The following is a 13896-nucleotide window of genomic DNA, read 5'->3' on the forward strand; positions in this document are numbered from 1 at the left end:
TTTAGGCGTGTTTCTTTTTTGGCATTTCTAGCGCCAATAACTCTTCCACCAGTTGCGGTATTTCGATGCTGGCTTTTCCATAACGCTTTTCTTCGAATTCACTTTCAACTGCGCTTGGTTCTAGATTGATTTCAATGGTATGTGCTCCGTGCATTCTTGCATCATGTACAAAACCCGCGGCTGGAAAAACAACGCCAGAAGTACCAATAGAAATAAAGAGATCTGCCTCTTCTAACGCTGAATAGATATCTCCCATACGCAATGGCATTTCTCCAAACCAGACAATATGTGGTCGCATTTGCGCTGGGAACTGGCAGCAATGGCAAAGTTCGCCAGTCAATATGTCATCTTTATGCTCAATTACTTGATTAGAAGCACTACAGCGTGCTTTTAGTAGTTCGCCATGCATATGAATCACATTGGTGCTGCCTCCTCGTTCGTGGAGATTATCAATGTTCTGGGTAATGATTGTCACCTTCCCTTCTGACTCTTGTTCTAGCTTACCCAAAGCGATATGCGCTGCGTTCGGCTGGATAGCATCGGATTGGAGTTTACGACGTCGTTGGTTGTAGAAGTCTTGAACAAGATCAGGGTTGCGTGCAAAACCTTCTGGCGTGGCAACATCTTCAATTCGGTGGTTTTCCCACAATCCGTCTTGAGCTCGGAAAGTTTTGATGCCTGATTCGGCTGAAATACCAGCGCCAGTGAGGATAACAATATTTTTGTAGGGGAAATTCATGCGATGTCCTTATTGCTCACTTTCTTGCTAGCTTAGCACTGATGCAATAACAACAATAGTTTTGAGGATTAGACCATAGTATAAAACGGCTATGAATTTGGCTAATTTTGTGACTTAAGCGAAGTGAAAGTAACCCTTCACCTCGCTCGATATGATTAATCTTCGTTGAGAGATGAGATTTTGTGAATGGCTAAATCTGCACCATTAAATTCATCTTCTTCTGAGAGGCGTAACCCTGTCACCGCGTTTAGCGTGCCATAAACGATGGCCGCGCCAACAACAGCGACAATAATACCTAGTAGTGTTCCAAGTAGCTGTACGGTCAAACTTACGCCCCCTAGCCCTCCCAATGCGGTTTGCCCAAAAATACCGGCAGCAATTCCCCCCCAAGCACCACATACACCGTGTAAGGGCCATACGCCGAGTACATCGTCGATTTTTGTTTTATTCTGCAGTTGAGTAAATAACCAGACAAACAGTACGCCAGCCACAGCACCAGTCACGAGTGCACCAAGTGGATGCATCAAATCTGAGCCGGCACAAACGGCAACTAAACCAGCCAAAGGACCATTATGGATAAAGCCTGGGTCATTTTTACCAGCAATCAGTGCCGCTAAGATACCACCGGTCATCGCAAGTAAGGAGTTCATGGCGACGAGACCACTAATACCATTAAGTGTTTGGGCTGACATCACGTTAAAGCCAAACCAACCGACACAAAGAATCCATGCACCCAACGCTAAAAATGGAATATTTGAGGGGGCAAAGTTGGTGTGTTTTCCTGCGCGAATCCGTCCTTTACGCATGCCAAGAAATATGACTGCAACTAGTGCAATCCAACCGCCGACAGCATGTACAACGACCGATCCTGCAAAATCATGAAACCCTGCGCCAAATTGAACTTCAAACCAATTCTGGACACCAAAGTTTCCATTCCAAATCATGCCTTCAAAGAAAGGATAAACTAGGCCTACAGTAAAAAAAGTTGCTATGAGAATAGGATAGAAACGCGCCCTTTCAGCAATACCACCAGAAACAATCGCAGGTATCGCTGCTGCAAAAGTCAATAAGAAGAAAAACTTAACCAATTCATACCCATTTCCTTGAGAAAGCGTCTGCGCATCAGCAAAGAAGTTCGCACCGTATGCCACCCAATAGCCAATAAAAAAGTAGGCGATGGTTGAAACCCCGAAATCAGCAAGAATCTTCACCAAGGCATTCACTTGGTTTTTCTTACGAACGGTTCCTACTTCCAGAAAAGCGAATCCGGCGTGCATTAAAAACACCATGATTGCACCGAGTAATAAAAAAAGGGTATCTGAACTTTGGGTCAGGGCTTGTACAGCACCTTGTACCTGACTTACGGTTTGAGTCATCTTAGTGATTCTCCATCAATGTTGCGCACCAATCCTGTGCTACTTGATTATCACTTCACCAAATCGGGGAAATGCTTGTATTAGCCAGCTTTTCAGCAAGATTTGTTCCGAAAATAGATAGATGAATCAATAAAAATAAAATGCAAGCTAACCCAATGAATAATATTGAATTATTAGTTACATGTATCAATTAGGCTTATTGTCGAAATGGATGATATATCTCACCCATTGCACCAACTTGGATCGTTCGCCCTTTTTTGATGCGCACTAATATATGGCGTAAAAAAGCCCAGCATGAAACTGGGCTTATAGATTATAGATTTGGCCCTTTAGAGGGTTGATGAGGCTGGTTATTTCTCAATTGCTGCATACCTTGTACTATTCTAGCAAGCCAAACTAGGATGGCTAATAAAGCAAATACGGCACCGATGATAGGGATTACATAACTTATCGTGTCAATCCATGAGCTTTTATACCAATAGTCATTGAGCCCAACCAAAACGCCATTTGAAGTGGCAACGGTGACTAGCAATACAACAAAGAATGTCAGGTACAAAAAGAAGCTACGAATAAGACCGTAATAATGGGAATTAGCAACCTCACCATCTTGATTTTTATCAAGCCGATATCCTGCATAAATAATGGCAATCACCCCTGAAATTAAACAAGTAAAAGGTGTGAGTAAACTTGCAATATAGACAAACCATATGCTTTTTCGGTTATTGCTCATAACGTTATTGTTCATGGGCTTTTCCCTCTTTCACTGGATCATCACTGCTTTCCGTGCCTTTATAATCTGCATTTTGTATTTCGGCATACCATAGATCATGGTGCTCCTTAGCCCAGGTTTCGTCGACTTCACCCGTAACCATGCCTTCTAATGCCCCTTCCATTCCAAATAAACCAATATAGATATGGAAGATAAAGCCACAGATTAAAATAAGCGCTGAGAACATGTGCATAAGGTTTGAAAACTCCATGTCACGTCGCGTTTGCCCGAAGATCGGAAAATCCAATATCAAGCCACTGATTGCTGCCGCTGCACCAAAGACAATCAATAACCAGTAAATGGCCTTTTCACCCCCATTAGAAAACCCAGCCGAAGGGTGACTTCCTTTATACTTGCCAACCATCCCACCGAATTTCATGAACCATTTAATATCTGTCTGATTAAACAATGATTTACGCCACCATTTTAATAACATACATATCAGCAGTATAAAAAATAGAGGCCCCATATAATTGTGGTATTGTTTGGCAACGAAAATCACCCACCCCCATAGCTCAGTTGGTACATACGGTTTTAAGAAGTGCTTACCGTAAACCAACATTAGGCCGCTAAATGCGAGAGTTAAAAAGGTAAATGCCATGCTCCAGTGTAATGCTCGGTCCCATCGAGACCAGCGTTTGATCTTTTTACCCGTTCGTGGAGCGCTGAGCATGATTGGTCCAACTACCACATACGCCAAAATGACCATGGTAATACTACCGAAAATGGCGATAGCGCCCGCAGGAGACATCCATTTTTCTTTAAGTAAAAACCATGCCTCCCCAGGGGCGCTGATCAACATGCCATGTTCTGGTGATTGCGATGTGGTGTACCCCACCTCACCTTGCCTCACCTGTTGCCAAAAATCAGCACCAGCTAATTGTGTCATTTCTCTTTCAACCACAGGAGTGGTTTCATCTTTAGCAAAGCTAGGCGGTGAACATAGCATCGCTAGTGCTGCCAATACAGGCAGCATAGCGAGAGTTGCACGTTTTATGCGTTGTAACATACTCCTCTCCATCTTTAGCTTTTACTAGCGTCGTAGGAAAGGTCTTCACCGTCTGTCCAACCAGCGCCTTTTGCTCCACGTTCTACGACACGTTGTCGAAAAATATCAGAGACTTTCTCTGCGTCACCAGCAATCAAAGCTTTTGTTGAACATAATGAGGCGCACATCGGTAATTTGCCTTCAGCAATACGGTTTGCACCATATTTTTTACGCTCTTCCTCTGAACCTGGTTCTGTATTTGGTCCGCCAGCACAGAATGTGCATTTGTCCATTTTCCCGCGTTCACCAAAAGCTGATTGTTTAGGAAATTGAGGCGCACCAAACGGGCAGGCAAACAAACAGTAGCCGCAACCAATGCACAGGTCTTTATTGTGGAGCACAATTCCATCTTCAGTGTGCTCAAAGCAGTCTGCTGGGCAAACCGCCATACAAGGTGCGTCAGTACAATGCATGCAAGCCACTGAGATCGAATTTTCTCCTGGTTCACCATCGTTTAATGTAACGACTCGGCGACGTTGAATACCCCACTCAAGTGCGTCATCATTTTCATTTTTACATGCGGTGACACAGCCATTACATTCGATGCAGCGCTTGGTGTCACAAAGGAATTTCATTCTAGCCATTTGTAAGCTCCTTACGCTTTGCGAATGTTACAGAGAGTGACTTTGGTTTCCTGCATTTGTGTTACAGGGTCGTAGCCATAGGTTGTAGCAATGTTTGCTGACTCACCGATCACATATGGGTCGGTGCCTTCAGGGTATTTATGGCGTAGGTCTTCACCTTGGAACTTACCGCCAAAGTGGAATGGAATGAATGCCATGCCTGGTTTGACACGACGAGTTACCATGGCTTTGACGTGAATTCTGCCTTTCTCAGCCCCTTCAACCCAAACCATTTCTCCATCTTTGAAGCCTAAATCATTGGCATCTTTGGGGTTTACCTCAACAAACATTTCTTGTTGTAGCTCGGCAAGCCATGGATTTGAACGTGTTTCTTCACCACCCCCTTCGTATTCAACCAAACGGCCTGATGTTAGGATGATCGGATACTCGTTAGATTTATCTTGCTGTTGAATCGATTTATACAAAGTTGGCATACGGAAAATTGCGTCTTTGTCATCCCATGTTGGGTAATCAGCAATTAAATCACGACGAGGGGTATACAGTGGCTCCCGGTGCAAAGGTACACGGTCTGGGAATGTCCATACAATGGCGCGAGCTTTTGCATTACCAAATGGAATACAGCCGTGTTTTATCGCCACACGTTGGATGCCACCTGACAAGTCAGTCTTCCAGTTTTTGCCTTCTGCCGCAGCTTGTTCTTGTGCGGTTAAGTCACCCCACCACCCTAATTGTTTTAGAAGCTTATCAGTAAACTCAGGGTAACCATCTTCAATTTCACAACCTTTAGAATAGCTATCGACGGCTAATAAGCTTTTACCCTCAAATTCCACGCCAAAACGCGTTCTGAAGTTACCGCCACCTTCAGCTACTGGTTTAGACGTGTCGTAAAGGATATGTGTGCCAGGGTGTTTCATTTCAGGCGTTCCCCAACATGGCCAAGGTAAACCATAAGTTTCACCATTAGCAGGCCCACCTTCTGCTTCTAATGTCGTCTTATGGAAGGTATGCCAGTTTTGTTGATGTGCTTTTAAACGCTCAGGGCTTTGACCGGTATAACCGATAGTCCACATTCCTTTATTGAATTCACGAGTGATGTCTTCGATAAGCGGTTGATTGTTTTCAATGCGGATGTTTTTGAATAATTGCTCGGAGATACCTAGCTTTTTACTCATCAAATACATTATTTCATGATCAGGCTTTGACTCAAAAAGAGGTTCAATAACTTGATCACGCCATTGAATCGAACGGTTAGAAGCCGTGACACTGCCGTAAGTTTCAAACTGAGTTGTCGCAGGCAGAAGGTAAATACCATCAGTGCGATCATTCATAATAGCGGCAACGGTTGGATACGGGTCAACAATCACCATCATATCCAGTTTTTGCATCGCTTTTTTCATTTCAACACCACGGGTTTGCGAGTTGACCGCATGACCCCAATAGAACATAGCGCGAATATTTTCACGTTGCTGAATGTTATCTTTGTTCTCTAACACGCCGTCGATCCAACGAGAAACCGGAATACCAAAGGTATTCATTGGTGTTGCACCGCCGTAAGTACCGCTGTCGAACCGATCTTTTATCCACTCGAAATCAAGATCCCACACTTTCGCCCAGTGACGCCATGCTCCCTCAGATAGGCCGTAGTAGCCGGGTAAGGTATCAGATAGGACACCTAAATCCGTCGCACCTTGTACGTTGTCGTGACCACGGAAAATGTTTGCACCACCGCCAGATTTACCAATATTACCTAAAGCTAACTCCAAGACGCAGTAAGCACGAGTGTTGTTGTTACCCGTGGTGTGCTGCGTACCTCCCATACACCATACAATGCATCCAGGGCGATTTTCAGAGAGTATTTTTGCAGTTTGGTAGACTTCTTCTTCACTAACACCTGTTACACGCTCGACTTCGGCTGGTGTCCATTTCGCGACTTCATCACGAATTTCATCCATACCAAATACGCGCTGGCGAATGAATTCTTTATCTTCCCATTGGTTTTGGAATACGTGCCATAACACGCCCCAAATAAAGGCAACATCACTTCCTGGACGTAGTGATACGAAATGATCCGCTTTTGCTGCTGTGCGCGTACGACGAGGATCTGCTACCACTATTTTACAGCTGTTTTTCTCTTTAGCGATCAGGATATGCTGCATTGCAACCGGGTGCGCTTCTGCTGGGTTTGAGCCAATGAACAGCATCGATTTACAGTTATGCATGTCATTAAATGAGTTTGTCATGGCACCGTAGCCCCATGTATTTGCAACGCCAGCAACCGTTGTTGAGTGGCAAATACGAGCTTGGTGATCGACGTTGTTGGTACCCCATAATGAAGCCATTTTGCGGTACAAGTAGGCTTGCTCATTGCTGTGTTTCGCACTGCCTAACCAATAGACGGAGTCCGGCCCAGATTCTTTGCGAATGTCTAATACTTTGTTGCCAATTTCTTCTATTGCTTGATCCCACGACAGTTTTTTCCATTTGCCGTTTTCAAGTTTCATTGGGTATTTTAAGCGTCTTTCACCATGGCCATGTTCACGCAGGGCAGCGCCTTTAGCGCAGTGTCCACCAGCATTAAATGGGTGATCAAATGCAGGTTCTTGACCTGTCCAGACCCCATTTTGCACTTCGGCATAAATACCGCAGCCCACCGAGCAATGAGAGCAAATAGTACGCTTCACTTCAGTTTTTACCGTAGGATCAACACTTTTAGCTTGTGCTTTTTTCATCATGCCGGGAGTAAATAAAGCCGCGCCTGCAACCGCACCACCAGCCGCTAATGAGCTGTTTTTCATAAAAGTACGACGACTAATGCCTAGTTTGTCATGCTCTTTCATTACGCTATCGGAGCGTTTTGATAATTTCATTGTCAGTTGCTCCTACAGAGTGTCGTAATAATCACGAATATGTTGAGTTTCGTGGTAACCATTTTTCTTTACATCATCATTGTTTGGAACCACATGTTCAGAAGCCACTGCTGTTTGAGCAGTGCCTGATACCACTGCTCCCACGATAGCTGCTGTACCTAGCCCTTTGAGTAAGTCTCGACGACAGTTATCAACTTCTTTATCTTTCTTCATTGAATGCTTCCTCTGCCCGTTTTAAACCGGCTATCTATGGATGCTAACGACGCATCTCTTTTGCTATACCTTTTCTACCTGTAACTCCAAGTGATTTGGGTATATAAATTAGTGACTCTGAAGTGAGTCTGTTAAATTTTTTACATCAATTTTGAGGGCGTTCTTCGCACCTTCAGGTGCTTGGGTGAATTTCACCTGCTCAATAGTTAAAAAGGTGTACATTAAATTGGCCACACTGAGGTAAAACTTGGCATGACTTGCTTGCCTTATTTGCTCAACTAATTTGTTAAACCAAGGCCCAATATGTTGATTAAAAAACATTTTCTGCTGCTCTTCTGGCTGTTCGCATAGATAGCTCATGACTTCACAAATTGCAGAGATATGATCTTCAGGCTCTTTCACACCCTCAGCTCTTTCAAAACCAAGTGTAAGTAGGGTTTGTCTTAGTTGTGCAAGTGGCTTTTCCATTAAGGAACCAGTCAGATGCCAAGAGGCGAATGGAACGACTTCTCCGCGGCCAATACCAATAAAGAGATTTTGAAATTCGTCATCGGTATCAACAGCATGACTGGCTGAGTTCTTTAACTCGAGCCATGCTTTTGCCATATCAGTATCGTTATTTTCAATGTCTAACTGAGTGAGAAAATCCATTAACTCTGCGCTCGGTTTTTGCCTAAGCAGCATTGCAAGCAGTAGATAAATCTCAAAACGTACTGATTGTCCTAAATGAGTTAAGTCGTCTGTTTTGTGTTCCACGTTAGTTATCCTTAGTAGTTCAACTGTTGGTGTGGATCTTCTGCCATGCCTTCGAAAATATCGACCACTCGGCAGTCCTCACACATCGCAATACGGTTAAGTGCTGCAGCATCTGCGAACTGAGAGTGACCACGTAACTTATTTTGCAGCATGGTGATCATCGATTGCGGGGCAAAAGGTTTATGGCAGCGTAAACATTCGGCAGGTTTTTCGGCATGGAGCGTTTGGACTTGTTGACGAGACGCTTTATCCCAGTTCATTTGTGGCGTCAGTGATAACGCTTGTTCTGGACAGGCTTTGGCACACAAACCACACTGAATACAGTCTTGTTCAATAAAATGAAGGGTTGGCGAATCCCCCGAATGATGCAGTGCGCGGGTTGGACAAACCGCCACACAACTCATGCAAAGTGTGCAATCTTGAGTGTTGCAGCTTACTTTCCCATAAGATGCAGTGCTGGGTAGTGCCACTATGTTATCTTCAGGAATACGAGATGTCGCTAAGGCGTCAAGTGCGGTAAATAGCCGTTGGCGTTTATTACCTTCTAAATCCCCTAAAGCGAGATCAAAAGACGTGTCCATTAATGTTGGAGGCCCTTCACGTAGTGTTTCTAAATAAAGAACATCAATGCTCTCTTTGGCAATACCAAGCTGCGTTAGCAGGAGCTGGGCCATTCCCACTTCTTGATTAAGAATACGAATAATAGTTTCAGGCATGTGACGGCTAGCGGCAAACAACACTTGGCTTGCTCCATTAACGAGCGCTGCAAACCAAGTATCAATACCCACCGAAGGAAGTTCTTCAACGATAACGGGAATGACGTTATCCGGTAAGACTTGTAATGCCATTAAGTTGTAGCTTTCATGGCGAGAACTGCAGATCAACACAATTGGGTTGATGCCGCCGGCAGACTCATAGTTGGCCAAAAGACGTTCTATAAATTTTTGCGTATCAGTTGGGTTTGGCAAAGCATAGTGGATGGCTTCTGTTGGACACGATGTCGCGCAAGTTCCTATACCTTGGCAAAGGTAAGGATTAATTTGGATATGGTGCCCAGTTTTATCATTGCCCTCACTGGTCAAGGCTCCGGCTGGACAAGCATCAACGCATCGCTCGCACCCTTTAACTCCGCGTGAACTATGGGCGCAGAGATCGGTATCGAGGCGAAAATATTTCGGTTTATCAAAGGTGCCCATCAGAGTTGGAATTTCACTAAGTGCATCAGCTAAAGTTGGATAACCACGACCGACAGGATAATATCCGGGCACAGGAACTTCTTCTGCCATAAATCCATTCAAAGACAAGTCGAGAACCACATCAAAGCAGTCGAGAGCAATCGCGACTTTAGCGAGGTTATGACTCGCACCACGATTTTCGACGTTAACTTGAAACGCCCCAAGAAAACCGGACACTTCAACCGTATCGGCAAAATAAAGGTTAGGATGTGCTCCTGGTTCGCCATCTATGGAAAGAAGTGTCAGTGAGGCCATACTCGACAGTTGCTCTGCGGTACGAATAATGATGGCTGTAGGGCCTAGAATTAGCGTATGACCGCCACTTTCGTAGCTTACGGTTGGTGGGATTAAATTGGTGAGTTCAACCGTATGCTCAATGGCATACGCTCGAGCGTTACCATTTTTTGATGTCGCTTGCTGTAAGAATTGTTTTAGCATTGCTCAGTTCCATTTAGAACACTAATGTTCGATTAAAATGAACTTAGCAAATACCATTCCATAACTAATTTACTTAATTATCAGATAATTAAATGAATTATAGCGCTGAGATATCAAACCCACACATAAAGTGCGACATTTTGTCTCAGTAATGACTCATGGTGAGTAAGTCAAAATGTACCGACACTTTATGTGGTATTTTTTGTCTCTGTCAGCTGTTGAGCGTTTTCTACTATAATTTCATCCCCTTCAGCTGCATTTTCTGTATCAGCGATATTCTCTTCGTTGGTTTCCTCGTTTTCTTCATTCATCCAGTCGCGAAGTTTTGCAACGGCCTCTGTCGACAGGTTACTGACTTGATTAAAGTCTTGGTTGTAATCATCCAACATATCGATTTCACTAAAATCGCCATTTAAAAACAATTGACGCAATGCCGCTTTCTTAACACTGGCCTCTGCTGTAGAGGTCAATAGTGTAGCGATGCTGTTTTCGTTGTCTGACGAAGCTGTTTCCTCTTCTTGAGTTATGCAGAGATCAATCGACTCTTCCCCACTGGGCTCAATTTCAGATTCAGGTTCGGCCTCAGCCTCAGACAATTTTCGCAGTGACCATCTTGATAAAAATCCTTTAGTTTCCGCTGGCACGCCCTGCTCCTTTACGTTTTTTACGACGCTGTTCTAATAGCTCGCCATGACGTCCAATAAAGGCTTCCATCCATGCTTGTACTGCAAGTGGCATGTCGTTAGACAACACCAGATAGTCGCCATCCATATAACGTGAAGCGACGTTTTGTGAGGCGGTCAATTTGACTATTTTAGGCTCTTGGTCAATGTCAATATTTTCCAAAACGAGAAATAACTTGGGTTGCTGAGAGCTTAAATTAAAACGGTAATCAGTCCTTTCATCTCTATAGAGTTCCAAGAGCGAGATTGTAGGAGATACAGCTACCGGTTGGAGGTTGAACCCCACCAACTGCCATTGTTTCGTCACCCACATACCAGCGGTAATGTCATGTGCAATGAGGTCGCATTCGATTGGCCATAAGAAATCACTCTTTCCTGCGCCTAGAAGTTCTGATGAAGATGTAGACATGTCTCACCTACTTAAGTTATTAATTAAACACGTAACAGCAAGAATTACGCCACCTATTCAGCATAACGTACTTGTCTTCTTCACAACTGTATTAAAGATTAGACTTTATCCAATTTCTAGTGGCCTTATTTTCATTAAACAGTGGAATAATAATTGCTTGTCAAAACGCAGTCAGAGATTTGATCATTCACTCCAATAAATAGGATCACACAGTGGGTAAGCCAACCATAATTAAAACTAGCGAGAACCCTTTACAAACCATAGAAGTAGAAGTGTTTGATGAATACGGTGAAAAACTGACTCAGCAAATTGCCTGTGAACGGCCATTAACCGTAATGTTAAATTGGAAAGAAATTGTGACCTTGATGACGTTAGGATCTCGTCCTGAATCATTGGTGCTTGGTTACTTGAAAAACCAAAGCTTTATATCTGATCCTACCGCGCTTGAGTCGATTATTATTGATTGGCAAACTCATTCGGCCGCGGTGATTACTAAAGAAAATATTGATCATTTGGATAAAGCGTTAAAGAAAAAAACCGTCACCTCTGGCTGTGGACAAGGCACGATGTATGGCAACGTGATGAAACAACTTGAAAACTACCAAGTGCCACAAACCCCACTTAAACAGTCAGAGATTTACTCGGCCTTAGAGGCTCTTACCCACTATAACGACACTTATAAAAAAGCGGGAGCTGTTCATGGCTGTGCCATCTGTCAAAGTGACAAGGTGCTTTCTTTTATTGAAGATGTTGGTCGTCATAACGCTGTTGATACGTTAGCTGGCGAAATGTGGCTGAATCAACAAAGTGGTGAGGATAAAATTTTCTACACCACGGGGCGGCTAACGTCTGAAATGGTGATTAAAGTCGCGCAAATGGGTATTCCTGTATTGCTGTCTCGTTCTGGTGTGACGCAAATGGGGCTAGATTTAGCCAAGCAATTTGGCATTACCACTATCGCTCGTGCTAAGGGGCTACGTTTTCAAGTCTTTACCGGTGCCGAAAAAATCAGCTTTGATGTAAAAGGCTAAGCTTATCAATTCAATCTAAAAAAAATAGCCCAGTATTCGACTGGGCTATTTCGTTTTCCTCGCTATACCCTTCCTACCTGCAACTCCAAGTAGTTTGGGGAAATTAACCTATTAGAAATAGAGGTTAAGCGTAAAACTGATTTATTAGCTATTGCTGCGAGAGTTTAAAAACTCAGCGTAAGTACCTTTGAAGTCAGTGATCTTATTGTCACGAATTTCAATGATACGGGTTGCTAATGAATCTACAAACACGCGGTCATGTGAAACGAAGAACAGTGTGCCTTTGTAAATTTCTAATGCATTGTTCAATGATTCAATTGACTCCATATCCATGTGGTTGGTTGGTTCATCCATCAACAACATGTTTGGTTTATGCATCATGATTTTACCAAGTAGCATACGCCCTTGCTCACCACCAGAAATCACTTTGACTGATTTCTTGATATCATCTTGACCGAAGAGCATACGGCCAAGGAAGCTGCGAATCACTTGTTCATCATCACCTTCTTGACGCCATTGACTCATCCAATCAAATAAGTTCATGTCTTCAGCGAAATCATGCGCATGATCTTGAGCATAATAACCAATGTTAGAGTTTTCTGACCATTTGTATGAACCAGAGCGTGGTTCAATGACACCTGCTAATGTGTTCAACAACGTTGTTTTACCCACGCCGTTTTCACCAATAATTGCAACACGCTCACCCACTTCAAAAATGGCGCTGTAGTTACTGAACAGGTCATCTTCAAAACCTTGAGTTAGGTTTTCAATTTCCAATGCGTTACGGAATAACTCTTTAGACTGCTCGAAACGAATGAATGGGTTTTGACGACTTGACGCTTTCACTTCATCTAATTGGATTTTATCGATCTGTTTAGCACGAGAAGTGGCTTGTTTTGCTTTTGATGCGTTTGCAGAGAAACGCGCGACGAACGTTTGAAGCTCAGCGATCTGTGCTTTCTTCTTCGCATTGTCCGACAACAGACGCTCACGTGCTTGTGATGCTGCAGTCATGTATTCGTCGTAGTTACCTGGATAAACACGTAGTTCGCCGTAATCTAAGTCAGCCATATGAGTACATACACTGTTTAGGAAGTGACGGTCGTGCGAGATGATGATCATGGTGCAGTTACGCTGGTTTAATGTATCTTCTAGCCAGCGAATAGTATCCATATCCAAGTTGTTGGTTGGTTCGTCAAGTAGCATGATATGCGGGTCAGCAAACAGAACTTGTGCCAATAGAACACGCAGTTTCCAACCTGGAGCCACTTCGCTCATCAACCCAAAATGCTGTTCAACAGGAATACCGACAGCAAGTAGCAATTCACCGGCTTTAGACTCAGCCATGTAGCCATCCATTTCAGCGAATTCAGTTTCAAGATCCGCAACCTTCATACCATCTTCTTCGCTCATTTCAGGAAGAGAATAGATACGGTCACGTTCTTGCTTTACTTTCCACAATTCTTTATGACCCATAATAACGGTGTCAATAACAGTGAATTCTTCGTAAGCAAACTGGTCCTGATTCAGTTTCGCTACGCGCTCATTCGGGTCGTAGCTAACATTACCACTCGAAGGCTCAAGCTCTCCGCTTAGGATCTTCATAAATGTTGACTTACCACAACCGTTAGCGCCAATCAGGCCATAGCGATTACCTTCGCCAAACTTAACGGAAATGTTTTCAAACAGTGGCTTAGCGCCAAATTGTTGAGTGATATTCGCGGTGGAGATCAAAACCAGTACCTTAA

Annotated in this window: 12 protein-coding genes and 1 pseudogene; 1 reads left to right on the forward strand and 12 read right to left on the reverse strand. The window is 43.6% G+C overall.

Going from position 1 to position 13896, the window contains the following annotated elements:
- Position 1: 1 nt before the first annotated feature.
- From cobB to EYW48_RS11875, 11 genes and pseudogenes are all read right to left on the reverse strand, one after another.
- The gene (cobB, locus tag EYW48_RS11825) at positions 2 to 739 is read right to left on the reverse strand and encodes a Sir2 family NAD+-dependent deacetylase (RefSeq protein WP_176245532.1); all 738 of its coding nucleotides are present in this window, start codon (positions 737 to 739) and stop codon (positions 2 to 4) included.
- 155 nt (positions 740 to 894) lie between these two features.
- Positions 895 to 2115 (reverse strand): ammonium transporter, encoded by a 1221-nt coding sequence (locus EYW48_RS11830; protein ID WP_053311530.1) that lies wholly within the window; start codon positions 2113 to 2115, stop codon positions 895 to 897.
- A gap of 313 nt (positions 2116 to 2428) precedes the next feature.
- Positions 2429 to 2845, reverse strand: coding sequence for a hypothetical protein (locus tag EYW48_RS11835; protein ID WP_053311590.1), 417 nt, complete (start codon positions 2843 to 2845; stop codon positions 2429 to 2431).
- 76 nt (positions 2846 to 2921) lie between these two features.
- A pseudogene (locus tag EYW48_RS11840) lies at positions 2922 to 3893 on the reverse strand (formate dehydrogenase subunit gamma); the annotation flags it as partial.
- 14 nt (positions 3894 to 3907) lie between these two features.
- Positions 3908 to 4516 (reverse strand): formate dehydrogenase FDH3 subunit beta, encoded by a 609-nt coding sequence (gene fdh3B, locus EYW48_RS11845; protein WP_053311528.1) that lies wholly within the window; start codon positions 4514 to 4516, stop codon positions 3908 to 3910.
- A gap of 11 nt (positions 4517 to 4527) precedes the next feature.
- Positions 4528 to 7383, reverse strand: a complete 2856-nt coding sequence (locus EYW48_RS11850) for a formate dehydrogenase subunit alpha (protein WP_277432458.1) — start codon at positions 7381 to 7383, stop codon at positions 4528 to 4530.
- A gap of 12 nt (positions 7384 to 7395) precedes the next feature.
- On the reverse strand, positions 7396 to 7596 hold the full coding sequence (locus EYW48_RS11855) for a twin-arginine translocation signal domain-containing protein (RefSeq protein WP_277432459.1): 201 nt from the start codon (positions 7594 to 7596) through the stop codon (positions 7396 to 7398).
- Between the two features lie 108 nt (positions 7597 to 7704).
- Positions 7705 to 8280: a molecular chaperone TorD family protein gene (locus EYW48_RS11860; protein ID WP_277432474.1), complete on the reverse strand. Its 576-nt coding sequence runs from the start codon at positions 8278 to 8280 to the stop codon at positions 7705 to 7707.
- Between the two features lie 83 nt (positions 8281 to 8363).
- Positions 8364 to 10025 carry a 4Fe-4S binding protein gene (locus EYW48_RS11865; protein ID WP_277432460.1) on the reverse strand — a complete coding sequence of 554 codons (1662 nt, stop codon included), beginning with the start codon at positions 10023 to 10025 and terminating at the stop codon, positions 8364 to 8366.
- A 188-nt stretch (positions 10026 to 10213) separates the two neighbouring features.
- Positions 10214 to 10669 carry a DUF3306 domain-containing protein gene (locus EYW48_RS11870; RefSeq protein WP_277432461.1) on the reverse strand — a complete coding sequence of 152 codons (456 nt, stop codon included), beginning with the start codon at positions 10667 to 10669 and terminating at the stop codon, positions 10214 to 10216.
- Complete coding sequence (locus EYW48_RS11875) at positions 10653 to 11117, reverse strand: DUF3305 domain-containing protein (protein WP_277432462.1); 465 nt, start codon at positions 11115 to 11117, stop codon at positions 10653 to 10655. Before EYW48_RS11875 ends, EYW48_RS11870 begins: the two co-directional genes overlap by 17 nt.
- Positions 11118 to 11329: 212 nt before the next feature.
- On the opposite strand from EYW48_RS11875, the gene EYW48_RS11880 reads away from it, so the two are divergent.
- Positions 11330 to 12148, forward strand: a complete 819-nt coding sequence (locus EYW48_RS11880; protein WP_277432463.1) for a formate dehydrogenase accessory sulfurtransferase FdhD — start codon at positions 11330 to 11332, stop codon at positions 12146 to 12148.
- A gap of 144 nt (positions 12149 to 12292) precedes the next feature.
- Here the strand turns inward: EYW48_RS11880 and EYW48_RS11885 are convergent, their stop codons facing one another.
- The gene (locus EYW48_RS11885) at positions 12293 to 13882 is read right to left on the reverse strand and encodes an ABC-F family ATPase (RefSeq protein ID WP_053311520.1); all 1590 of its coding nucleotides are present in this window, start codon (positions 13880 to 13882) and stop codon (positions 12293 to 12295) included.
- Positions 13883 to 13896: the final 14 nt, after the last annotated feature.

Origin of the sequence: Vibrio sp. 1180_3 (assembly GCF_029478545.1) — a bacterium.
GTDB classification, from domain to species: Bacteria; Pseudomonadota; Gammaproteobacteria; order Enterobacterales; family Vibrionaceae; genus Vibrio; species Vibrio aestuarianus.